This is a genomic window from Vibrio sp. 378, from assembly GCF_033339435.1.
On record NZ_JAWOUO010000003.1, the window covers coordinates 417,866 to 441,688 of the forward strand.

Sequence of the window (23,823 nt, forward strand, 5' to 3'; positions counted from 1 at the left end):
ACTTATCCAAGCCATTGATTACTAATGATGATATTGTTAACAATATATATCAATTCGTGTTCGATGATATCTGACATTTGCGTATACACTTTTAGGTAACCACATGGCTTATTGTGTCAAAGGGGTTGCATGACAAATCCTGCAACCAAAACCGCTAAGCGATGAAGCAAGTAAAGTCATGCTCAGAACAAATAAGAAACTCACAGAGCGAGGATGGAGGCTCCTGTGGCCATATTAAAAATGTTTGGAAAGAAAAATTCCAACAGTCCGGTCAACTCTGATATGGACAAGCAAAGAAAATACGAAGCGCTCGTCCGAGGGTATCATCGTGACTTGTACCGCTACGCATATTGGTTGTGCAAAGATAAAGCGGTCGCGGAAGATCTAGTTCAGGAAACCTGTCTTAGAGCTTGGAAGTCACTCGATAGCCTCCAAGACGAAAAAGCTGCCAAGTCTTGGCTCATCACAATATTGAGACGAGAAAATGCGCGCCGCTTCGAACGTAAACAATTTGATTTAGTTGATATCGATGATTACGGCAATGATGCTAAAGTCAGCGATGACTCACATCATCAGCAAGAATGGCTGCAGGCACAGATCATGAAGCTCGATGTTGAATATCGTGAGCCTTTATTTCTCCAAGTTGTCGGTGGTTTCAGTGGAGAAGAAATTGGCGACATTCTTGATTTAAATAAAAACACAGTGATGACTCGACTATTTCGCGCTCGTAATCAACTTAAAGAGATGTTGGATTCTCAAGATACCAAGAGAGGACAAAAGAATGGATGATTTAGAATTTCGTCGTCGTATTTTGTCGGATCCAAAACAAAAGGATGAAGAGATTCTGCAAGCTTTAGCTGGTAGCGACGCCAACAATAAGTTTGTTGATGACGTTTTGGATCTCGATGTAAAAATTAAACAAGCCATGAATGTGGATGTACCCGAAGATCTCGCAGATAAGATTTTATTTAGCCAGACGTCGAGTGCACTTGATGAAGAGAAGGTCGTAAGACCAAACTTTGTCCGCAAAGCAATGGCACTTGCTGCTTCTATTGCGTTCACCGCAGGGTTATTAGTTGGTCAAGTAAACTGGGGAAATGTTTTGGTGTCTCCAGCACAAGCCAGTTTAGCGGATACCGCGATGAAACACGTTATTCATGAAGAACCGTTTGTTCGTCATCTTGATGAGGATGTACCGAGCTCGCAAATTAATGCGAAAATGTCGCCATTTCATTACCAGTTTAGTGAAAACTTTCCATATCACGTTTACTACCTAAACCACTGCGGTTTTGGTGAATCCAATGCGGTGCATATGGTGTTCCAAGGTCCAAAAGGTAAAGTAACGTTATTTATTACTGGTATTCCAAGCGAACAAAGTACCGACTTTAATAAGGATGGCATGACCGGAATCGTTCAGCCCGTCGGGAGTTCAAGCCTGATTTTAGTCGGGGAAGAAGGTGAAAATATTGATGCTATCGCTACGACTCTTGCATCAATGATTAAGCCGATGTAACAACTTCGACGATTTCCAGCCTTCAAAAGGTTAAATGCCGCTAAATGATCTTATTTAGCGGCATTTTTGTATAAATAGAACGCAAAACATTCACCATCGCTATACCATTTAGAGCTTAAACTCTAAATTATGCATTTTAAGTGCAATTTCCCGTCTTTTAGACATCATTTCTGCAATTTTTATTCAATTTTATCCAATGGTCGGATTTGTCCAAGCAATTATTGATACTACTATCTGCGCCACTGAGCAAAAGCTCAATTTATCGTCCAAAGAGACGAATCTAATAAGGAAAAACAAATGACTCAGAACACGCGTCTGTTTAAAAAGACTCTCCTAGCAGTAACGGTAGCTTTTGCCTCAGGTCAATCGATGGCAGCGGGTTTCCAAATCAACGCTCAATCAGCAACTGGCATCGGCCGTGCATTTGCTGGTGATGCAGTAATCGCAGATAATGCAGCAGTAATGGCTCGTAACCCAGCAGCAATGGCTCTGTTTGATAAAATGGAACTGTCGCTAGGTTTCGAAAGCATTACTTCAATGATTGAAGTGAAAGATGCGAAATATAACGTTAATACTCCTTTGGGCTCCAATACTGTAAGTGTTGCTGATACTGATGATGTGGGTGATACGTCAATAGCTCCAAACATTCACCTAATCGTTCCAGTAAATGACAAGTTTGCATGGGGCGTAAACGCATACTCTAATTTCGGCACTAAAACTGAATTTTCAGATAACTACACCGCAACAGAGTACGGTGGTCTTACGGATGTAAAAAGCTTCAACTTTGGATTGGCGGGTTCTTACCGTTTAAACGAACAATGGAGCTTTGGTGCTGGTTTAGATTTAATCTACGGCCAAGGCACAATGAAGCGTACAACTAGCTCTTCAGTCCCAAGGGTTGGCGGTCAAAAAATTCTGGACGTAGATAAAGCTGATGGTTGGGCTGTTGGTTTTAACGTAGGTACTGTGTACGAACTAGATGAAAACAACCGTTTTGGTCTAGCGTATCGTTACAGCCCTGAATTTACGGCAAAAGACGACAAAGGTCAGGAAATCACGCTACCTCTACCAGATATGGCCGAGTTTTCTGGTTTCCACAAAATCCAAGACACTAAGTTTGCTGTACACTACAGCATCCAATACATCGGTTGGAAAGATTTCGACCAAATTGATTTTGAGAACCTAAATCAGGGTTTACTTAAAGGTGGTTACTCGAAAGACTATCAATGGCAAGATGGCTGGCACTACGCAATTGGTGGTACTTACTACCTAAACAACAACTGGACACTTCGTGCTGGTTACATGTACGACACAAGCGCTCAAGATAAAGTAACGTCTATCTCGGTACCAGACTCAGATCGCCAGTGGTTCTCCACAGGTTTCTCTTACCATATTGATAATAGCTCAAACATCGATTTTGGCTTCACGTACTTGTTAGGTGAAGATGTAAAAGTTAATGAGAATACTCAATTAGCTCCTGGTCTTTCTACCGGTGTAACAGCAACAACTCATGCTGATGCAATTCTATTCGGCTTACAATACAGCCGTAGCTTCTAAACGCTTCGCTGTTAGTTAGTAGAAAAATACTTTATATAAAAGGCTGGATTTCCAGCCTTTTTTCATATCTGCGATTTATTGCTCACTCAATTTGAGTGAACACGTGTATCTAAATCTCACAATTAGGACGCACAGCTGTTCGCTGAATTCCGTTTACAAGCCTTTCACAGTTAGATTATTAAACCGCAAAAATAACATTTGAAAGGATAATATTTCAAAAGACCACTTACGCTGGATTTTCATTTCTAAAGTAAAAACTCTACCTTTAAACTTTCGTCCCACGTTATAAACAAATCAGCGAACATTCGAATGAAAACCAACAAGACTCTTCTATCAACAGCAGTGGCATTAAGCCTACTTGGCACAACGGGCATGGCTAACGCAGCAGGTTTCCAACTTGCTGAATATTCTGCAACAGGCCTAGGTCGAGCATATGCTGGTGAAGCTGCAATGGCTGACAACGCAAGTGCACAATGGCGTAACCCAGCAATGCTAACTTATTTGGAAGGCACTCAAGTGTCCGTTGGTGCAATCTATGTGAACCCAAATATTGATATTGAAGGTGATGTAAACTTCCACGGTAGCACTTCTTCTGCATCTTCAGATGACTTCGCACATGATGCAATCATTCCAAACTTCTACCTATCACACCAATATAATGAGAAATTCGCGATTGGTTTGGCATTTGGCACCAACTACGGCATGGAAACCGATTTAGGTAAAGGCTTTGGTGCATCGCACTTCGGTAACGAAGCAAGCGTAACGACAATGGAAGCGAACTTAAACGCAGCTTACAAAGTCAATGAATCAATCAGCGTTGGTGGTGGTATCCGTTACATCATCGGCGAAGGCAGCTTTGGCGCAGCAGCTCCTAAGAATAACGTTGTAGGGTTAAATCCTGAAACTAATCAACCAATCAGTGTTCCTCAAGGTACCGCTCTAAAATACATGGAAGGTGACGATACCGCTTGGGGCTGGCAAGTTGGTACAGCATGGCAGATCAATGAAAATAACCGTATCGGCTTCGCGTACAAATCTGAAGTTGAACTGAAGCTTGAAGGCCATGCTGAAGGTCTTGGTTTTGGCTTCGGTACTTCTGAACGCGACAACGGCTACATGTATCTAAACCTGCCTGCAACGGCTGAGTTGGCAAGCTTCCACCAAGTAACAGACCAACTTGCGTTACACGCAAGCGTTAACTGGACGGATTGGAGCTCTTTCGAGAAATTGGAAGCACGTCTAAATACTGCTGGCACGCATATGGTTAAAGTAGAAAACTGGGAAGACAACTATCGCTTTGCTGTTGGTGCTACTTACCAGCTTGATCCTAAGCTAGCGCTACGCACTGGTATTGCATACGATACTTCAGCGGTAAGCGACAAAAACCGCACGATTACTATTCCAGAAACTGACCGCACTTGGCTAAGTATTGGCGCAACGTACGATTGGACGAAAGACTTCAGCCTAGACGCTGGCTTCACCTATATTTTTGCGAAAGACGCACCAATCGTTGAGTCTCGTGGTTACAAGTCAGACGACACTGCAGAACAAGTCGGCGGCCAATTCGTAGGCGAAACTACGGGTAATGTTTGGCTAATCGGTGTTCAAGCAAACTACCGTTTCTAACCAAGCTGCAAAATACAAAAAAGGCTTAGCATCAGCTAAGCCTTTTTTCATTTCTCTATTGTGAAGAACAACGCTTAAAAGTCTTCTAGGTATTCGTCTAAATACTCTTCTTCTTCGATGTTAACTTCTTCTACCGTTTCAACTTCTGCTTTAAAGTTTTGACGCTGGATATAAACATCACGAGTAAGAATATATGGATCCGGCGATGAGTCTAGCTGCGCTTCTTGCGGCACTAATAAAGCACGCTTCTCCATGCCTTCAAACGCCCACTTACCCAAACTCGCCCAGAAGTTGAGATAAGATAGGGGTAAATACGTACTATCTACGGTATCTGTCACTTCACGTAAGGTATACGGACCATAACCTGGAACCATGAAGTAAGGACCATTTCCAACACCATAGTGGCCTACTGCATCACTGAACGCTTTCTCGTCGTACTTCGTAATACCCGCGGCACTTGCAATATCGAATAAACCGAAAATACCGAACGTCGAGTTAATCCAAAAACGGTTAAAGTGGTCCACGGCTTTCGTACCATTACCCATGATTAAGTTATTAACCATGCTTGCTGGCTCATCTAAGTTCGATAAGAAGTTAGCGATACCAGAACGAATAGGAACTGGCGTGTATTCTACATACGCAAGTGATACAGGACGAACCAAATACGGATCTAAATATTCGTAGTTGAGTTCCCACATGGTTCGGTTAAAGCCTTCCAACGGGTCATACACATCAGAAGTCGTTTGATTTGTTTCTTGTCCTGTTACTGCTTCATCAGGCGCACTTGAACAGCCAACCAGTCCAACGGCTAACAGCAACAAGAAGGTAGATTTACCCTTGTTATACATTTTATTTTCCATAACGACTATTAATGTACCTAAGTCACCCCGATTAACCATTGTACGTATGTTGAGCAGGATACATAGTAAAGATGACTCAGATATGGGAATAAATAAAGGCCAGCAATCGCTGGCCTTCGGTATTCTACTCGATCGTTTAGAGTCATACCACTAAAGGCAACTGACTCTACCTCGTTGTCATGTTTCAGAGACAGATGTTAACAATTAATACTGCTGATCAATGGTCACTTCTACTGGTGCGCCAAATTCAACGACGTCACTTTCTCCGTGCCAATCTTGATCACGCGTTGCTACGTTACCGTCAGAATCTACACGCACACGGACGATTAGCTTATCGAGTGAAGATAACTTTTGCCCTTGCATCATGGCATTGCCATCATCTAATACGACTGTGCGAGGGAAAGTACCTAGCGGATAACGAGCAGCAGCCACAGGCATTGGGGAGCCATCTGAACGATGTACTGACACAATCAGAACTGCGTTTGGATCCAACTGAGCATTTGGTGCCACATTAATTGTCACAGCTACACTCTTATCCGGTGAAACCGCTTCGCCCATTTGCTTACGAGCACTCTCAATACTGCGTGATAACATCTCGTAGCGGCTATCTTCTGGACCAATCATTTGCTGCATGATTCCCCAGTACTTGATGGCTGCCGGGAAGTCTTGACGCTCAAACGCATCGAACGCTAACAAAGAAAACACACGCAGATCGACAAAGTCTTGCTGCATCAGCTTGCCGAGTAATGAGCGAGCCGTCGCTTGATCCATTTCCTCTTGAGACAGCATCAGAGCTTGTGCATAACCCAACATCACATCTGGGTCTTTTGGCTCTAGGCGGTACGATTTTTCCATCGCATCGATAGCTGTGGTGACATCACGATTTGCTAACGCAATACGACCTAGCAGTAACCAACCTGTCGAGTCTTCCGGCTGGTAATGTAAGCGAGTTCGAAGGGCTAGGGTCAAATCCGCCATTTCATCGTCACTCAGCGGCTCAGAAGAAGCCGACATCAGCTTTTTCGATAACTCAGGTAGATTTGCAGACACTTCTTGCCATTGAACAATATCGTCTGACGCGCCAAATTTATAATACAAACCATAGCTCAGCACCACCGTCAGAATTACCGATGGAACTAAAACCGCGATTGGAGAAACCTTGGTTTCTTTTTGCGCTTTATCACCAGGGATATCGTCAAGCAGTGATTGCTTTAGATCAGAAATCAGTTCTTCTTCACTTTCAACCAGACCTTCGTCAGTTTCTTCTGCAAGCTCAGATAGTCGGTCTTTATAAAATGCCTTGTTGAGCTCATCGCGTAACACATCATCATTGTTCGCTTTTTGTTTAAGCAGCGGCAAAGCCACCAGCGCACAAGCAATAAGCGTGAGAGCAACGGTGGAAATCCAAAATAGTGTCATTACTTCTTATCTCCGTTGTTCTCTTCTTCAAGCAATGCTTTTAAACGAGCTTCTTTTTGCTCATCCCATTGCTCGTCACTGCTCGCTTTTGCCTTAACTTTAGATTTACGGCTACGCAGTACAATCAAACCAAAACCACCCAGTACTACAGCGAGTGGCCCTAGCCACAAAATCGCAGTCGCGACCGTAAATGGTGGGTTGTAAGTCACGAAGTTACCGTAACGGGCGATCATGTAATCAACAATCTCATCTTTGGACTTACCTTCTTTGGTCATTTCGTACACCTTATGGCGTAAGTCCTGAGCAAGTTCAGCGTTAGAATCCGAGATCGTGTTGTTCTGACATTTAGGGCAACGGAGCGTATGGCTTAACTCTTTGAACTGCTGTTCTTGTTCCAAATTATCAAACTCGTACACTTCAATGGCCGCATGAGCAGCAAGAGATAATGTCATCGCAGCAAAAACGGCAAGAATTAGCTTTCTCATTGCTTCGCCTCCTCAACCAATTTGTTGTAAAGCGGCTCCAGTGTTTCTGACCAATTACGTGGGTTTACATCCCCTACATGGCGATAGCGAATCACACCATTTGCATCAATAATGAATGTTTCTGGAGCACCATAAACGCCAAGGTCAAGGCCAAGCATACCACTGCCATCAAATAGGCTGATCAAGTACGGGTTGCCGAGATCATTCAGCCAACCTATTGCTTTATTACGATCATCTTTGTAATTCATACCGATGATCTTAACGCCCTTACCCGCCAATTCGTTTAGGTATTTATGCTCTGCATAACACGTTGGGCACCACGTTGCCCAAACGTTCAAGAGCAACGGTTCACCTTTAAAAATTGATTGGTCGTACTGTTTTCCAGGCTCAGCCAGGTCTTCTAAATGAAATTCAGGAACTGGCTTGCCAACCAAAACCGACTCCAATTTAGTTGGATCATCGCCCTCTTGGTTACGCATTAATTGGGTTGCGAAAATGCCCGCTAGAATCATGAAAGCGACAAGCGGAATAAATAAGATTTTCTTATTCATGTTATGCCTCCTGCTCTTTTGACTTCGCGTTTTTCTTCGGCGATTTACGGAAGCGGTAGCGTTTATCAGAAATCGCTAGTGCGCCGCCTAATGCCATAATCAAAGAGCCAGCCCAAATCCAACGAACGAACGGTTTATAGTAAATACGAACAGCCCAAGATCGGTTGTCGTCTAAACGTTCACCCATTGCAATGTATAGGTCGCGGCTAATACCACGGTCAATGGCTGCTTCAGTCATCATAGACTTAGCCGTACGGTAGAAGCGCTTCTCTGCGTGAAGCGTATTCACGTATTTGCCATCATGTGTGATCTCAAAGTCTGCGATGTAGCCATCGTAGTTTGGACCATCTTTATCACGCAAGCCTGAGAAGTAGAAATCATAGCCTTGAATTTGGAAGTGTTCGCCAGGTGCTAAACGTACATCACGCTCGATGCTGTAGTTCTGTACCATCGCAATACCGATAACAGATACCGCCAGACCAACATGACCCAACATCATTGCCCAGTGGCTACGTTGCAGCTTGCGAACACCTTCACTAAAGCTATGACGGTGCGTTGCGCGCTCGTACAGTTCAAAGCCATGCATCGCAATAATCCAAATCGCCATCACCCAACCAATGTAAGCCATGGTTGAGAAGAAATCGGCAAATAGGTACACGCATAGCGCGGCCAAGGCGAAAGCAAGAACACCTGAAACGAGCATTGGTTTCACAAGTTTAGATAAATTGTCTCGCTTCCAACGAATAAGAGGGCCAATACCAAGCAGGAAAGCAAATGGCATCATTAACCACGCAAATAGCATGTCAAAGAATGGCGCACCGATAGAGACCGACCCCAAACCAAGCTGCTTGTGTACGAGCGGCAACAGTGTCCCCACTAACACCACAACAAGAGCGGCGATAAGTAATACGTTGTTGGCTAAGAGCGCATTTTCACGTGAGACTAAGTCGAAGTTACCTCGTACACGCACTGCTGCCCCTTTTACGGCAAACAGCAATAAAGAGCCGCCGATAACGAAAACGAGGAAGCCTAGAATAAACATACCGCGCGACGGGTCAGACGCGAACGCGTGCACCGATACTAAAATACCGGAACGGACTAAGAAGGTGCCCAACAAACTCAACGAAAATGCAGAGATTGCCAATAGTACCGTCCACGCTTTAAATGTGCCGCGTTTTTCTGTCACGGCAAGAGAGTGCATTAATGCGGTACCCGCTAACCAAGGCATGAATGATGCGTTTTCTACTGGGTCCCAGAACCACCAGCCACCCCAGCCAAGTTCGTAGTAAGCCCACCAAGAACCTAGTGCGATACCAAGTGTTAAGAATACCCATGCTGCGGTTGTCCAAGGACGAGACCAACGAGCCCAAGCCGTATCAAGGCGTCCGGTCATTAGGGATGCGATAGCAAAAGAGAATGCAACCGAGAAACCAACATAGCCCATGTAAAGCATTGGCGGGTGAACAATCAAACCAGGGTCTTGAAGCAGAGGGTTCAAGTCACGTCCGTCAACCGGGAAGAACGGTAACGTACGTAAGAATGGGTTTGACGTTAGGATGATAAACAGTAGGAAACCCACTGAGATCATGCCCATAACAGCAAGTACACGTGCAACCGACTCTTGCGGCATACCACGACTAAACGTCGCTACAGCGACAGTCCAAGCAGCTTGGATTAAAACCCATAGCAACAGTGAACCTTCGTGCGCACCCCATACTGCGGTTAAACGGTAGTACCAAGGAAGCTGACTATTCGAGTTGCTCGCTACATACTGTAACGTGAAGTCGTTGGTATAAAATCCCCAACATAAAATGGCGAAAGAGAACAACAGCATCAGGAACATAGACCAAGATAGCGGTCGCGCTGTGTTCATGAGCATGGTGTTATTATTCGATGCTCCCCACAATGGCAATACGCTCAACAGCACAGCCATTGCAAGCGAAAGAATGAGAGCAAAGTGACCGATTTCAGCAATCATTGGCCGCTTCCTTGTTTCTGTTCGGTGCTATATTGAAGCGGTTCATGCGTTTTCTTCATCGCTTCTGCAATTTCTGGTGGCATGTATTCTTCATCGTGCTTCGCTAGGACCTCAAATGCCTCAACTGTCGTGGCATCTTTCAGTACACCTTGAGCAACAATACCCTGCCCTTCACGGAACAAGTCAGGAAGAATACCGTCATAGGTAATCGTCACTTTCGGACCGACATCGTGCAGGTCAAAACTCACTTTCAAAGAATTAGGATCTCGACGAACTGAGCCCACAACCACCATTCCACCGATACGCAGACGCTGGCCTACTTCTGGCTTGGTGCCATCTGGCTTACCATTAACCAATTCCGTTGGAGTATAGAAAAGGTCCATATTTTGGTTAAGCGCATAAAGTATCAAACCAATGGTGGCACTAATACCGATAAAGATCGCTAGTACAATACCTAGCCTCTTTTTACGTCTCGGGTTCATAAGGTGTTCTCCATGTTCTTCGCTGCGTCGATACGAGCTTGACGGTCAATTTTTGCTTTCACTTCTTTCAATAATGCATCACCGCGGCGAAGGCTAGTGATCAGAAGAATCAGCATGGATAAGAAAGTAATACCAAACGCACTCCATACGTATGATGCGTAGCCACCCATGGCAAAAAAGTCGCTCAGAGATTCAAAATGCATTATCAGTTACCTCACTGAGTTTGTTCTGTTGCGAGTTTGCGCACCCAGGGGCGGTGACTTTCTTTACTGATGATTTCGTTACGAAAACGGACCATCGTCACGGCACCAAAGAAGAACGCAAAGCCAAAGATGTTCAGCAATAACGGCCAAAGCATGTCGGATGAAATAGAAGGTTGCTCAAATTTCGTGATCGTCGCACCTTGATGAAGCGTGTTCCACCATTCCACGGAAAAGTGAATGATAGGTAGGTTTACTACGCCTACGATCGCTAAGATACCAGCGGCTTTTGCAGCGGTTTTTTGATCGTCAAACGCATGGTAGAGCGCAATCACACCAAGGTAGAGAAATAGCAGAATCAATTCAGATGTAAGACGGGCATCCCATACCCACCAAGTGCCCCACATAGGCTTGCCCCAAACAGCACCTGTAAGTAGAGCAATAAAAGTAAATACTGCACCAATCGGAGCCATCGCAAGTGCCGCCATATCAGATAGGCGAACTTGCCATACTAGGCCAATAAATGCAGCGATCGCCATCGACATATAAACGCCCATAGACCAAATAGCTGATGGGACATGAATGTAGATGATTCGGAAACTGTCACCTTGTTGGTAATCTGAAGGCGCAAATGCAAGCCCCCAAACCGTACCAACCGATAAGCATACGAGGGCCAATACAGAAAACCAAGGCAGAAACTTACCACTCAAACGATAAGCTGCTTCTGGCTTGGCATAAGGATGTAGCCATTTCCACATGTTTTGTTCTCACTCTTACTTCAGGGACACTGTCTAAAGGGTTGAGACCGTAGCAGTGCTTTAATAATAATTCTTTGATCAAGCGCCGCTTCATTGGCACTTTATTGAGTTAGTTGACACTAACTCGTAATGCGGCACTGATGGCAAAAGGCGTTAATGTCATCGCCCCCATTAGCATCGCACCTAAAATCGCTAGTTGACCGTTATACGCCATACCGAGTGCGGCAGCATCAATTGCCGATGTTGCGAAAATCAAAATTGGGATGTAGAGCGGAAGAATAAGCAAACTCAAAAGAACACCACCCTTTTGCAACCCAACAGTCAACGCCACACCAATGGCGCCAATAAAACTTAGTGTTGGTGTACCGATCATCAAGGTTAATACAACCGATAGCCAAGTATTGAAGTCGAGCGAAAGTAAAACCGCCAATAATGGGCTAATTAAAATCAGAGGTAACCCTGTTAACAACCAATGTGCTATGACCTTTGAAACCACTACAAGTTGCAATGGAATCGGCATTAGCATCATTTGTTCTAGTGCACCGTCTTGAAAATCATCACGAAATAGACGCTCTAATGATAATAAGGCGGACAGCAATGCGGCAACCCAAACGATGCCCGCTGCAATACGTGCTAACAAATTAGGCTCTGGTCCAATACTCAGAGGAAAGAGAGTAATGACAATAATAAAGAACCACAGCGGGTTCAGAATGTCTGCCTGACGGCGAAATGCGATTAGGAGCTCACGACGAATGATGGTGGTCATCGAGGAAATCATATCAGTCACCCAGCTTTATTTTTCTAAGTTTCGGGCTGTCCGCAAACATATCTTGATGCGTCGTCAACACAACAATACCGCCATTATCAGCATGACTTGCGAACAAAGATTCAAGCACCTTGACACCTTGCTTATCAATGGCAGTCAACGGCTCATCTAAGATCCATAAAATTTGCTTACTGAGCCATAACCTTGCCAATGCGACTCGTCGTTGCTGACCTGCGGAAAGTTGTGCTACAGGCACATCTTCTCGACCAGCTAATCCTACTTGAGTCAAAGCGATAAAGATTTCTTCGTCTGAAGAGCGATTATTTTGAATAGATTGATAAAAACGTAAGTTTTCTAATGCGGTAAGCTCTCGTTTCACTCCTGTTTGATGTCCTAAGAAAAGCAGATCTTGATGGAAAACATCACGAGATTTTTCAACCTCTTCGCCTTTCCATTTAATGACACCTTCTTCTCTATCACCTAACCCTGTCACAATCCGTAGCAATGTAGTTTTACCAGTACCATTACGCCCTTCGATCTGGACCAATTCACCAGGCTTAATTTCAAACTGCAGGTTTTCAAACAGAACCCTTTCATCACGGATTGCTGTCAGGTTAGACACTTCTAACATAGAGCTTCAACTAAAAAATGAACGAGCCGCTATATTAGCACAGCTTAGTTATGACAAAACAGGATAAGAGGGCTAGGTTACATGTAAGTTCATGTATTTTTGTTAATTAATCATCACACTTTAATAAAATTAACTATAAGTAGTTATAAGCGCTCATTTTGAATTTGAGAGGCCAGAACTAAGAGCAAGATCGACTGAAGGTTGTCTAGGGTTGTATTTAAGAAGAGCATTAGAGTCTAAAAACAAAAAAAGAGGCGTAATAACGCCTCTTTTTATCGCTTGATAACCTTTAGCGTCGACGACGTCCACGCGTTGGATATTCTGCGTCATCTGATGGCTGACCACTTAATGGTGGAATCTTCTCTTTCCCCGCCAGTTTCTTCTGCAGTGAAAGCATCAACTCAGCTTCGGCTTTTGGTAGTTCGCACTCTTCAATCAGCTCGTTGATATCAGCGCCAAGCTGTACCATTTTAGAAGCGCGACTGTACAAGCGACCATCAGTATCAGCGTGTTCGAGTTCGCGAATTCTCTCGTTTAAGTGCTGAATAATGTCTTGTTGCTCCGTCACTTTTTGTCCAAGACCAACGACAACCGAGCGCACTTCGAGTAACTGCTTACTCAACTTTTGCACTTCTTTATCTGCGTGTCGAGATTGAGCTCGTTGTTGATCTAACTGCTTTTGTAACCCCGAGCGAATCCGCAGTTGCAAAACAACCAATACCAACACGATAAAAGCGACGCCACCCGCAAGGAATGGGGCAGATAAAAGAGTCTCTTCAGCCATCATCATTCAGCCATTAAAGGTGAGCCATCTCGTCCCACTCGTCATCTGTTAGCAGCTTGTTCAAATCCACAAGGATAAGAAGCTTGCCGTCACGGTTGCTCACACCCTGGATGAACTTCGCACTCTCGTCGGTACCAACTGAAGGCGTCGTATCAATTTCAGAAGAACGCAGATAAACGACTTCTGCCACGCTATCTACTAAGATACCAATCACTTGACGCTCAGACTCGATCACAATAATACGAGTGTTGTCGGTGACTTCGCCTTCCATCAGGCCAAAACGTGAACGTGTATCGATAACAGTAACTACATTACCGCGTAGGTTGATGATACCAAGTACATAATCTGGTGCACCTGGAACAGGGGCAATTTCAGTATAACGAAGTACTTCACGAACTTGCATTACGTTGATGCCGTACGTTTCTTCTTCTAGCTGGAACGTCACCCACTGAAGAACTTCGTCATTCGATGCATCTTTCTTCACTTCTACTTCAAAAGCTTGAGACATAGTTAATCCTCGTTAATGTCGTTCCCGACTTAAATCTAATTCAGTGATTTGACATCTAAACCGGCGTTTAGCATGTCAATGAGCGCCTGGACATGAATTAAGGCACACATTTTTTCTTTTACCATGCCCGCTAGCCAAGGGCGTTTACCCGCCTGCTCACGCCAGCGAACCTTGTCGATATTAAGCGTTTCCGTCCCCATTAATTGGTTACTGGCCAACCCCCACATGCTCTCACCAAGCATGACGACATATTGGTAGTTATCTTTATAGCTATCATCACGAAGCTTATCTGCCATCACCCATTTCGCGGTATCGACGACATCAAACTGTTGCTCGCGATTTGTTTGTAGCCCCAAATACCAGGCGGGTTTTCCTATCAAATGGTTAAGCTCGCTAATGCGATGAATACCACCTAACTCATCAAGAGGTACAGCAAACGTGACACCATTCACATCAAAGTAAAGAACTTGGAAGTCCTCACTTCGCTTCGTGCTTTCCCAGACCGTTGGTATATCGGAATCTGCTTGTGTTTCGAGTTCAGTATCGACGTTCGATTCTATATTGATACTTTGTTCGATCACTGCGTGAGGTTCATCCACCTCTGGTTGAGCTTCTTCAAAAACTGGCTCATCAATCACCCAGTCCTGTATTTCCTCAACACCCTGAAGCTCAGGCACCTCACTAAAGGTTTGTACCTCAGGCTCAGCCGCTTTTATCTCTGCTGCAATATCAATCGTATTTTGTTCAAGAATACTATCAATATCCAACTCTGCCACTGGGTTGCTTGCTTCAAGCTGACTTAATAGCCTTTGAACATCTTCCAGGTTTGGAGCTTCCAACTCTGGCGGATATGTTTCTTGAAACTGGTACGTTTCTGGCTCCGAGTATTGTAGCTGCAATTCTGGCTCTGGCTCTGGCTCTGGCTCTGGCTCTGGCTCTGGCTCTGGCTCTGGCTCTGGCTCTGGCTCTGCAGATGATACCTCTTGAGCCAATAGGTCAAGGTCTTCCTCAAGAGTCGTTATTTCAGTTTCATCATCCAGTAATGCATTAAAGTAGTCATCAAGTGCTTGTTCACTGGACAGCACATCATTACTGCTCATCGAACGCCAACCTCTCCAGGTAAATCAGTAGCTGTTTATAGGCAAACACACCACGGCTACCAGATGCAAAATGCGACGCTGGCAAGTGCTTTAAACTGGCATCGCGGAACTTGGTATCAATAGGCACCGCTGAGGTCCACACTTGATTTGGGTAATCTTTTTTCAGTTGCATCAATGTCTGCAATGACGCTTTCGTGCGCTTATCGTACATGGTTGGGACGATAGCCACTTTGAAACCGCCCGGGCGAGATTTTTGCATAATGGTTAGCGTACGCATCATGCGCTCTAGACCTTTCATCGCCAAAAACTCTGTTTGAACAGGAATCAAAATTCTGTCACTGGCTGCCAACGCGTTCACCATCATCACGCCAAGGATTGGCGGACAGTCAATCAACACATAGTCATAGTCTTGTGAGACAGTTTGCAGCGCCCGTTTTAAGATTAATCCCATACCACTGCGATTACCCATTACGCGATCAAGCGTGGCAAGGGACATATGCGCGGGAATGATATCCATTCCTTCCAGCTCTGTTTCTAAAATCAACGGTTTAACCGTCTCACGAGAAAACGTCTTCAACTGGAATAAATCAAATAGGCTCGAAGTTACTGCATCAGGATCATAACCGAGATAAGTAGTCAGTGAGGCGTGAGGATCAGTATCAACCATCAATACTCGATGGCCTTTCTGGCTCAATAAGCCCGCTAATGTCACTGTTGAGGTGGTTTTACCCACGCCTCCTTTCTGGTTAGCTACACTCCAAACAATCATGATGAATCCTAAGCTAGGCCAACTTCCACCAACATGCGTTCAGCAATGCGGTCAAGCGGTAAATCTTCTGAAGAAATGCCTGCTTTAGCAACCGCTTGGGGCATTCCATAAACAACACAACTTTCTTCATCTTGTGCCCAAATTGTTGAGCCTGAAGACTTCAACATGCGAGCGCCCTCACGACCGTCTGCACCCATGCCTGTCAACACTAAAGAGAGCACTTTGTCGCCATATACTTTTGCGGCAGAACCAAAAGTCACATCCACACATGGTTTGTAGTTCATGCGGTCGCCGCCATCAATAATGCGAAGACGAGCAGCGCCCGCTCGTCCATCCACCATCATTTGTTTCCCACCTGGTGCAAGGTATGCCACACCGGGCTGTAACACATCGCCATCTTGTGCTTCTTTCACTTGAATCTTACACAAGGTGTTCAAACGACTGGCAAACGCAGCAGTAAACGTTGCTGGCATGTGTTGAATCAATACAATCGGATGCGGATAGTTCATCGGCAAACGCGTCAGAATTTTTTGTAGAGCAACGGGGCCACCTGTTGATGTGCCAATTGCCGTCAGTTGATACTTCTTACCAGAAGCACGGTACTTTGTCGCAGCAGGTCGAGTTGGTGTTGGAGTCACAGGTGAAGCCGTTCTTGAACCTAATGGTCGAGTAGTCGTGCTGGTACTCGCTGTTGGGCGAGCGATAGGTCGACGCATGAAAGCGCGCTTCGAGGCAATCTGAATCACACGCTGTTGAAGTAATGACACCGCTTCTTCACGGTTACGCGCAATGTCCTCAAACTTTTTCGGTAAGAAGTCCAATGCGCCCGCATCTAGCGCATCAAGCGTAGCTTTCGCCCCGTCGTGGGTCAGGGACGAAAACATTAGAATTGGCGTTGGAGCAGCGGCCATTATTTCACGTACAGCTGTAATGCCATCCATCACTGGCATTTCAATATCCATCGTAATGACGTCAGGTTTGAGAGATTTGGCTTTCTCAACCGCCTCTCTACCATTTACCGCAACGTCAATCACTTCTAGGCGCGATTCTGAGTTGATGATTTCGCTCACGCGACGTCGGAAAAAACTCGAATCATCAACGACTAGTACTTTAATCGCCATCTTATTCCTTTTAATAACGTCAGCTTTGCTTAAAGGCGTGAAGCCGCAGCATATCGCTTAAGTAAATCAGGCACATCTAGAATTAATGCAATATGGCCATCGCTAGTAATTGTCGCACCAGCCATACCTGGAGTGCCCTGTAATAGATTATCGAGTGGCTTAATAACCACTTCTTCTTGACCAATAAGCGTATCCACAACAAAACCAACGCGCTGGTTACCAATCTGTACAATCACCACGTGACCGTGACCAGTACGCTCTTGGACGTTTTGCGATTTGGATGCCAACCAGTTTTGTAAGTAAAATAGTGGGATAGATTTCTCACGCACAATGATCGTCAGTTGACCATCTACCACGTTTGTACGACTAAGATCCAAGTGGAAAATTTCACTCACCGAAGCCAGTGGTAGAGCAAAAGGATGACCGCCAACACCAACCATCAGAGTCGGTAAAATCGCTAACGTTAGTGGTACTTTGATCGTAATCTTAGTGCCCTTGCCTAGCTCAGAATCGATATCGATTGAACCGTTTAAGGTATTGATCGCCGTCTTAACCACGTCCATACCCACACCACGACCAGAGATGTCAGAAATTTTATCTTTACTTGAGAAACCAGGTGCGAAGATAAGGTTGAAGCACTCTTTGTCCGTTAAACGTGCCGCCGCATCTTCATCCATCATGCCACGCTTCACCGCGATGCCACGCAGTTTGTTCGGGTCCATACCGCCACCATCATCTACGATGGATAGTTCAATATGGTCCCCTTCTTGCGATGCTGACAAAATCACTTTACCTGTGCGTGATTTGCCGGCCTTCGCGCGTGCGTCTGGCATTTCAATACCGTGATCAACCGAGTTACGCACCAAGTGAATCAACGGATCGGCCAATGCTTCTACAAGGTTCTTATCGAGATCGGTTTCTTCACCGCGCATTTCTAGCACGATGTCTTTATTTAGGTTACGAGCCAAGTCACGAACAACGCGTGGGAAGCGGCCAAACACTTTCTTAATTGGCTGCATACGCGTTTTCATTACCGCGCCTTGTAGATCCGCAGTTACCACGTCAAGATTAGCGACCGCTTTGGACATCTCTTCGTTGTCGCTATTCAAACCAAGGCTTAATAGGCGGTTTCGAACCAATACGAGCTCACCCACCATGTTCATGATGGTATCAAGTGTCGAGGTATCAACACGAACGGTTGCTTCAGCCTGAGGTTTTTTAACCGCTGGTGCTTTGGCTTCTTCTTTTACCGCGACTGGTTTAGATTCTGGCTTTGGTGCTGGCGCTGCTTGAACGGGTGCTGGCTTAGCAACAGGCTCAGGTTTCGCAGGGCTTTGCTCTACGTTTGCTGACGCTGGCTTCGTTGCCATGTCCAATTCTTCTAGCGTTGGACCTTTACCTGAACCATGTAGCTCATCTAGTAACTTTTCGAACTCTTCGTCCGTCATTAAGTCACTGTCTTGATTTGATGAAGATGACACTGGAGCGGAAGGCTCTGCCGCTTTAGGTGGCTCTACTGGTACAGATGCAGCAGCCTCTGCCGTAGAAGGGCTTTTTCCTACACCGTGCAGTTCATCGAGTAAACGTTCAAACTCATCATCAGTGATATCACCACTTTCAACTGATGGTGCACTCGATTGAGGCGGTTCAGATGGCGTTGTAGGTGTCGCAGACATTGAGGTGCCTGGCGCTGAACCTTTACCATGAAGCTCATCCAGTAGCTTTTCGAATTCGTCTTGGGTAATTTCATCAACAGAGCCGACACTTGATGGTGCTGACGGTGCAGCAGGTTCTTCGATGATAGGCTCGGGAATAATAGGTTCTGGAGTAGCCACTGGTTCTTCAATTACGGTTGCCGCTACTTCATCTTCTGACTCAGGTTTGCATAGACGATGAAGTTCTTCAAGAAGCTCAGGGTCCGCAGCTTCTAACGGCTCACGATCTTGAACAGCCTGGAACTGGGTATTAACCGTATCCAAGGCTTTTAGCATCGTATCCATTAAGTTTTGCGTTACCGTGCGTTGACCGTTTCGTAAAACGTCGAACACGTTCTCCGCACCATGACAAGTATCGACTAGCTCTGCCAATGAAAGGAAGCCGGCACCGCCTTTTACGGTATGAAACCCGCGGAAAATAGCATTAAGTAAGTCTTTGTCTTCTGGGTTATTTTCCAATTCAACCAACTGCTCAGAAAGCAGCTCGAGAATTTCCCCAGCCTCAATGAGAAAGTCCTGAAGAATATCTTCGTCTAAATCGTAGCTCATACGTTACCTTTAAAATCCAAGACTGGACAACAAGTCATCGACTTCGTCCTGCGATGAAACCGCATCTTCTCTCAGTTCTGGATGAAGAATCGGGCCTTCGGCTTCGCTTGTTTGTGTATTCTTTTTATCTGCCGGTTCTGACAAAACTTGAATGTGTTCTTCAAGTTTATTTCCAGAGAATACGGTTAGGATTTCCACTAAGCGGCCTTCTACTTCATTAACCAACGTAATTACGCGGCGAATGATTTGGCCAGTTAGGTCTTGGAAGTCTTGCGCCATGAGAATTTCGGTCAACTGGCCGCGCAATTCAGTGCTGTCACCTTCGACTTGCACTAATAGCCCGTCGATTCGGTGGCACAGTGCTTTAAATTCGCTTAATTCTATGCGCCCGTGCATGAGTTCATTCCATTGAGGACGAACTTTTAGAAGGCAATCATGCAGGTTGTCAGCGATAGGAAGGCAGCAGTCGACCGCATCCATTGTTTTGTTGGCTGCAAGCTCTGTCTTCTCGATCACATAATTGAGACGATCCCTAGCGTTAGGGATTTCGTCTTTCGCAATTTCGGTCATGCGCTGATCGAGACTGAACTGCTTGAGTGATTCGTGAAGGTCTCGAGTTAACGCTCCAATTTCTTGCAGCATTGGGTTATCGGCACCTTCGTAGATCGAGGCAACAAGCATATTGGCTTGGTCTTGTTCCCCGTTTTCTAGCATTTGAACGAGTGACTTCGCCTGCTCTAGTGAGATCATTCTGAATAGACCCTTTTACGTTTAGTTCTTCTTATCACTTTGAAAACGCTAAACGAGTCATTTAATAGGTATTTAATAATTGGTATGAATGACTCGAATAACAAAGAGAAAGAGAGAGTTATAAACGCTCGAAAATTTTATCTAATTTTTCTTTTAATGTTGCAGCAGTAAATGGCTTAACAATGTAGCCGTTTACACCTGCTTGAGCAGCTTCAATGATCTGCTCACGCTTCGCTTCAGCCGTGATCATTAGAACTGGCAGATGCTTAAGTTCTGCATCCGCGCGGATGTGTTTAAGCAAATCGATGCCTTGCATACCTGGCATGTTCCAGTCAGTTACAACAAAATCGAAGTCACCTTTTTTCAGCATTGGTAATGCGGTTAAACCATCGTCCGCTTCTTGAGTGTTATTGAAACCCAAGTCACGAAGCAGGTTTTTAACAATACGGCGCATTGTTGAGAAATCATCAACAATAAGGATCTTCATGTTTTTATTCAAAATTGCCTCCACTGAATCGTAAAATCAGTGTTTTTAGTCATTTTGTGTCCACGCACTGAGCTTGGTACGTAAACGTTGCATCGCTTGACTCAGTATTTGACTTACGCGAGATTCGCTTACGCCTAACACATCGCCAATTTCTTTCAAATTGAGTTCTTCATCATAATAAAGCGAAAGAACCAAAGCTTCACGCTCTGGAAGCTGTTTTATTGATTCAACCAGTGCTTTTCGAAATGATTCATCAACTACCCCTTTGAATGGGTTGCTGTCATCGGTTTCATCCGCCGGTGAAATCACATCATCAGAAACGCCTAAATCTTCAATACCGACTAATTTTGAGCAGTTGATATCGGTAAGAGCACTATGATATTGATCCAGTGTCATACCGAGATGCGTGGCTACTTCAGAATCAGTAGGATCTCGATTTAATTCGCCTTCCAGCTCCGCAATCGCTTGGTTAATCTCTCGATTATTTTTATGAACAGAACGCGGTACCCAATCGCCTTTACGCATGTCATCTAACATTGCGCCACGAATACGGATACCTGCATAAGTTTCAAAGCTCGCACCTTTAGAACCATCATAATTCTGCTGAGCTTCGATAAGACCGATCATGCCGGCCTGAATTAAATCCTCTACCTGAACACTCGGCGGTAAACGGCCTAGTAGGTGGTGAGCAATGCGCTTAACCAACACTGAATAACGTTCAATGAACGCCTGCTGGCTATTAAATTTGCCATGTTGGTCATAGGTTATCGCTTTATTCACCAAAAGGGTCCTCTGCGAATTCGGTACGATTTAGCAACCTTTCCACAAAAAATTCCAAGTGTCCACTTGGTGTTTTCGGTAGTGGCCACGTCAACGCTTTGTTTGCTAGTGAGCTGATAGCTAAAGCGGCAGGCGAGCGTGGGAACGCATCAACGACAATTTTTTGTCTTTTTACAGCCTGTCGTACTTTATCATCTAATGGAATACATGCTACGAGTTCAAGGCTAACATTCAAGAATCGCTCTGTGACTAGTGTCAACTTTGCAAACAATTCTCGCCCTTCACGGTAGCTTCTGACCATATTTGCTACAACTTTAAAGCGTTGAACTTGGTGTTCTTTACTCAACAGCTTGATTAATGCATAGGCATCTGTGATTGACGTCGGTTCATCACACACAACTACAACCACATCTTGAGCTGCTCGCGAAAAACTGATTACCATGTCAGAGATACCAGCAGCGGTATCAATCAGCAGGACATCCATTTCGTCTTCAAGACTACCAAATGCTCGGATGAGTCCGGCATGCTGAGCGTGAGAAAGCTCTGTCATGCTCTGTGTGCCAGAAGTTGCAGGAATTATCTTTATACCATAAGGCCCTTCAACAATCGCATCTTTTAGCTCACATTCACCCGCTAAGACATGTCCTAGATTACGTTTTGCACGAATTCCTAGCATCACGTCCACATTGGCCAGACCTAAATCAGCGTCGAGAACCATCACCTTCTTGCCTTGGCGAGCCATACAAATCGCCAGACCCAGTGTTACGTTTGATTTCCCCACACCACCTTTGCCGCCAGTAACAGCAATCACTTTGGTCAACGATGGTTGTGTTAAGCGACGGAGGCCGCTTGCTTGATCGTGTATCATATTCTCAGTCATAGTAGTCCGCCGCCTTAGAGTCCTTCACTGTCACTGTTCCAAAAGTGAGGTTCGTTCTCTGTCGACTTCTCTAACAGTTCATTTGCTTTCGCAAGCATATATTTTGGTTGCGCTATCACAATGTCTTCTGGTACGCGCTGACCATTAGCGATGTAAGCTACTGGCATTGCGTTTTGAATCACTACACTGATGAATTCGCCTAGGCTTAATGACTCATCAAGCTTCGTCATAATACAACCCGAAAGTGGTATACGTCGGAAGTGATCCAGCGTTTCTTGTAGAACACGACGTTGTGCGGTAGCCGGCAAAACAAGGTAGCTGTGAATCACTTCCCCGCTCTCTTGCATTAGAGTGTCGAGCTGCTCGGAAAGCCTCACATCTCGTTGCCCCATCCCTGCCGTATCGACCAAAATCAGTCTTCTGTTTCTTAGCTGATATATAACATCGGCTAACTCGTTAGAATCTTTAGCAACTCTTACGGGACAACCCATGATTCTTCCGTAAATTGAGAGTTGCTCATGTGCACCTATGCGATATGTATCTGTTGTCACAAGGGCCACATTGTCGGCACCGTATTCCATGGCTGCGCGTGCTGCGAGTTTCGCTACGGTTGTTGTTTTCCCAACCCCCGTCGGACCCAACAATGCGACTACGCCACCACGTTTTAAAATGTCCTGTTTAGGAATATTGATTTGATCCGCCACCAGCGACAATAACGCTTTCCACGCTCGCGCTGGCTTTGTATCTTCCGGGATATAACAGGCCATCTGGTCTGCTAACTCCGGAGAAACGCCCATTCGCTCTAAGCGCTTAATCAGCATCGCTCTTAGCGGCTCACGGCGTTCTACTTCTTGCCACATCAGGCCAGAAACTTGGTGCTCCAACAGACGACGAATTGACGTCATCTCTTCGCGCATGCTTTCTAGCTCATCGGCCGATTCGTCACGCTCATCACTTGGGCGACGTCGGTCATAGCGCGTCGGGTCCAGCTTGGGCGTCGGACGTTCAAATCGATTGTCCTGTGCGATTAGCTTCGCCAAAGGTGAATCTGGTTGATATGGCGCTGGCTTTTCTTGGTTGTAGCCGTCGCGATGCTTATTTTGGCGTTGCAGCAAAGCAGAGAGCGAATCTTCATTTTCCGCTACGTGGTCGTCAGCATCTGCTGCACCACCGCTATATTGCTTAAGCATATTAGCGAATCGCTGCGTCATTGAGCCTGTTTTTTCATTGTTACTGTTATTACTGTTCAGGCTAATTTTATCTTCATCTAAATGACGATCTTGGTAACGATCAGCAGAAGACGATGACATTTGACGATGTTCGTTATAGCGATTCGATTGAGAAGCACCGCGATTTTGCTGTGACGCTGCGCTTGCTTGAGACGGATTAGATTCACTATCTATCGCTGCAACAATCGCTACTCCACCAGCCACTTTCTTGTTTGACATGATCACCGCTTCCGCGCCTAACTCCTCTTTCACTTGGAGCAGCGCCGTTCTCATGTCTTTGGCAAAAAATCGCTTTATTTTCAAACTATGAATCCATTAATGATAC

25 protein-coding genes are annotated in these 23,823 nt (G+C 45.2%); 4 read left to right on the forward strand and 21 right to left on the reverse strand.

The annotated features are described in order from the left end of the window. The first annotated feature begins 213 nt into the window (after nt 1-213). The 4 genes from R7Q48_RS08440 (at nt 214) to R7Q48_RS08455 (ending at nt 4,696) form a co-directional block, all read left to right on the forward strand. On the forward strand, nt 214-789 hold the full coding sequence (locus R7Q48_RS08440; RefSeq protein ID WP_005380528.1) for a sigma-70 family RNA polymerase sigma factor: 576 nt from the start codon (nt 214-216) through the stop codon (nt 787-789). Then, nucleotides 782-1,513 carry a DUF3379 domain-containing protein gene (locus R7Q48_RS08445; protein ID WP_005380527.1) on the forward strand — a complete coding sequence of 244 codons (732 nt, stop codon included), beginning with the start codon at nt 782-784 and terminating at the stop codon, nt 1,511-1,513. The genes R7Q48_RS08440 and R7Q48_RS08445 overlap by 8 nt, the downstream gene beginning before the upstream one ends. A gap of 297 nt (nt 1,514-1,810) precedes the next feature. Next, a complete protein-coding gene (locus R7Q48_RS08450) occupies nt 1,811-3,070 on the forward strand; it encodes an outer membrane protein transport protein (RefSeq protein WP_005384451.1) in 1,260 nt (419 codons plus the stop codon). A 309-nt stretch (nt 3,071-3,379) separates the two neighbouring features. Next, a complete protein-coding gene (locus R7Q48_RS08455) occupies nt 3,380-4,696 on the forward strand; it encodes an outer membrane protein transport protein (RefSeq protein WP_005380525.1) in 1,317 nt (438 codons plus the stop codon). A gap of 74 nt (nt 4,697-4,770) precedes the next feature. Here the strand turns inward: R7Q48_RS08455 and R7Q48_RS08460 are convergent, their stop codons facing one another. From R7Q48_RS08460 to flhF, 21 genes are all read right to left on the reverse strand, one after another. Continuing rightward, a complete protein-coding gene (locus R7Q48_RS08460; RefSeq protein WP_005380523.1) occupies nt 4,771-5,544 on the reverse strand; it encodes a VacJ family lipoprotein in 774 nt (257 codons plus the stop codon). A 216-nt stretch (nt 5,545-5,760) separates the two neighbouring features. After that, nucleotides 5,761-6,975, reverse strand: coding sequence for a c-type cytochrome biogenesis protein CcmI (gene ccmI / locus R7Q48_RS08465; RefSeq protein WP_256902985.1), 1,215 nt, complete (start codon nt 6,973-6,975; stop codon nt 5,761-5,763). Further along, complete coding sequence (locus R7Q48_RS08470) at nt 6,975-7,460, reverse strand: cytochrome c-type biogenesis protein (RefSeq protein ID WP_005380519.1); 486 nt, start codon at nt 7,458-7,460, stop codon at nt 6,975-6,977. Before R7Q48_RS08470 ends, ccmI begins: the two co-directional genes overlap by 1 nt. After that, complete coding sequence (locus R7Q48_RS08475; protein WP_005380518.1) at nt 7,457-8,011, reverse strand: DsbE family thiol:disulfide interchange protein; 555 nt, start codon at nt 8,009-8,011, stop codon at nt 7,457-7,459. The genes R7Q48_RS08470 and R7Q48_RS08475 overlap by 4 nt, the downstream gene beginning before the upstream one ends. Nucleotide 8,012: 1 nt before the next feature. After that, nucleotides 8,013-9,989, reverse strand: coding sequence for a heme lyase CcmF/NrfE family subunit (locus R7Q48_RS08480; protein ID WP_017635943.1), 1,977 nt, complete (start codon nt 9,987-9,989; stop codon nt 8,013-8,015). Continuing rightward, complete coding sequence (gene ccmE, locus R7Q48_RS08485; RefSeq protein ID WP_005380516.1) at nt 9,986-10,471, reverse strand: cytochrome c maturation protein CcmE; 486 nt, start codon at nt 10,469-10,471, stop codon at nt 9,986-9,988. Before ccmE ends, R7Q48_RS08480 begins: the two co-directional genes overlap by 4 nt. Beyond that, nucleotides 10,468-10,674 carry a heme exporter protein CcmD gene (gene ccmD / locus R7Q48_RS08490; RefSeq protein WP_005380515.1) on the reverse strand — a complete coding sequence of 69 codons (207 nt, stop codon included), beginning with the start codon at nt 10,672-10,674 and terminating at the stop codon, nt 10,468-10,470. The genes ccmE and ccmD overlap by 4 nt, the downstream gene beginning before the upstream one ends. Before the next feature lie 11 nt (nt 10,675-10,685). Continuing rightward, nucleotides 10,686-11,429 carry a heme ABC transporter permease gene (locus tag R7Q48_RS08495; protein WP_005380513.1) on the reverse strand — a complete coding sequence of 248 codons (744 nt, stop codon included), beginning with the start codon at nt 11,427-11,429 and terminating at the stop codon, nt 10,686-10,688. Between the two features lie 109 nt (nt 11,430-11,538). Then, entirely contained in the window at nt 11,539-12,207 is a 669-nt protein-coding gene (ccmB, locus tag R7Q48_RS08500) for a heme exporter protein CcmB (RefSeq protein ID WP_005380512.1), read from the reverse strand. 1 nt (nt 12,208) lies between these two features. Then, entirely contained in the window at nt 12,209-12,826 is a 618-nt protein-coding gene (gene ccmA / locus R7Q48_RS08505; RefSeq protein ID WP_005380511.1) for a cytochrome c biogenesis heme-transporting ATPase CcmA, read from the reverse strand. 289 nt (nt 12,827-13,115) lie between these two features. Then, nucleotides 13,116-13,610 carry a DUF2802 domain-containing protein gene (locus R7Q48_RS08510; RefSeq protein WP_031777229.1) on the reverse strand — a complete coding sequence of 165 codons (495 nt, stop codon included), beginning with the start codon at nt 13,608-13,610 and terminating at the stop codon, nt 13,116-13,118. A 13-nt stretch (nt 13,611-13,623) separates the two neighbouring features. Then, nucleotides 13,624-14,118 carry a chemotaxis protein CheW gene (locus R7Q48_RS08515; protein WP_005380507.1) on the reverse strand — a complete coding sequence of 165 codons (495 nt, stop codon included), beginning with the start codon at nt 14,116-14,118 and terminating at the stop codon, nt 13,624-13,626. A gap of 35 nt (nt 14,119-14,153) precedes the next feature. Beyond that, nucleotides 14,154-15,218, reverse strand: a complete 1,065-nt coding sequence (locus tag R7Q48_RS08520; protein WP_170897468.1) for a chemotaxis protein CheW — start codon at nt 15,216-15,218, stop codon at nt 14,154-14,156. Continuing rightward, on the reverse strand, nt 15,208-15,987 hold the full coding sequence (locus tag R7Q48_RS08525) for a ParA family protein (protein WP_318132252.1): 780 nt from the start codon (nt 15,985-15,987) through the stop codon (nt 15,208-15,210). The genes R7Q48_RS08520 and R7Q48_RS08525 overlap by 11 nt, the downstream gene beginning before the upstream one ends. Before the next feature lie 8 nt (nt 15,988-15,995). Further along, nucleotides 15,996-17,108 carry a protein-glutamate methylesterase/protein-glutamine glutaminase gene (locus R7Q48_RS08530; RefSeq protein WP_005384458.1) on the reverse strand — a complete coding sequence of 371 codons (1,113 nt, stop codon included), beginning with the start codon at nt 17,106-17,108 and terminating at the stop codon, nt 15,996-15,998. A 29-nt stretch (nt 17,109-17,137) separates the two neighbouring features. Beyond that, a complete protein-coding gene (locus tag R7Q48_RS08535) occupies nt 17,138-19,372 on the reverse strand; it encodes a chemotaxis protein CheA (protein WP_138939535.1) in 2,235 nt (744 codons plus the stop codon). A gap of 9 nt (nt 19,373-19,381) precedes the next feature. Then, complete coding sequence (locus R7Q48_RS08540; RefSeq protein WP_005380502.1) at nt 19,382-20,122, reverse strand: protein phosphatase CheZ; 741 nt, start codon at nt 20,120-20,122, stop codon at nt 19,382-19,384. Between the two features lie 118 nt (nt 20,123-20,240). After that, complete coding sequence (gene cheY, locus R7Q48_RS08545) at nt 20,241-20,609, reverse strand: chemotaxis response regulator CheY (protein WP_017635949.1); 369 nt, start codon at nt 20,607-20,609, stop codon at nt 20,241-20,243. A 45-nt stretch (nt 20,610-20,654) separates the two neighbouring features. Then, nucleotides 20,655-21,389: an RNA polymerase sigma factor FliA gene (locus R7Q48_RS08550; protein ID WP_005380499.1), complete on the reverse strand. Its 735-nt coding sequence runs from the start codon at nt 21,387-21,389 to the stop codon at nt 20,655-20,657. After that, on the reverse strand, nt 21,382-22,269 hold the full coding sequence (locus R7Q48_RS08555) for a MinD/ParA family protein (RefSeq protein WP_005380498.1): 888 nt from the start codon (nt 22,267-22,269) through the stop codon (nt 21,382-21,384). Before R7Q48_RS08555 ends, R7Q48_RS08550 begins: the two co-directional genes overlap by 8 nt. Nucleotides 22,270-22,283: 14 nt before the next feature. Beyond that, nucleotides 22,284-23,801 (reverse strand): flagellar biosynthesis protein FlhF, encoded by a 1,518-nt coding sequence (gene flhF, locus R7Q48_RS08560; RefSeq protein WP_033907111.1) that lies wholly within the window; start codon nt 23,799-23,801, stop codon nt 22,284-22,286. Nucleotides 23,802-23,823 lie beyond the last annotated feature (22 nt).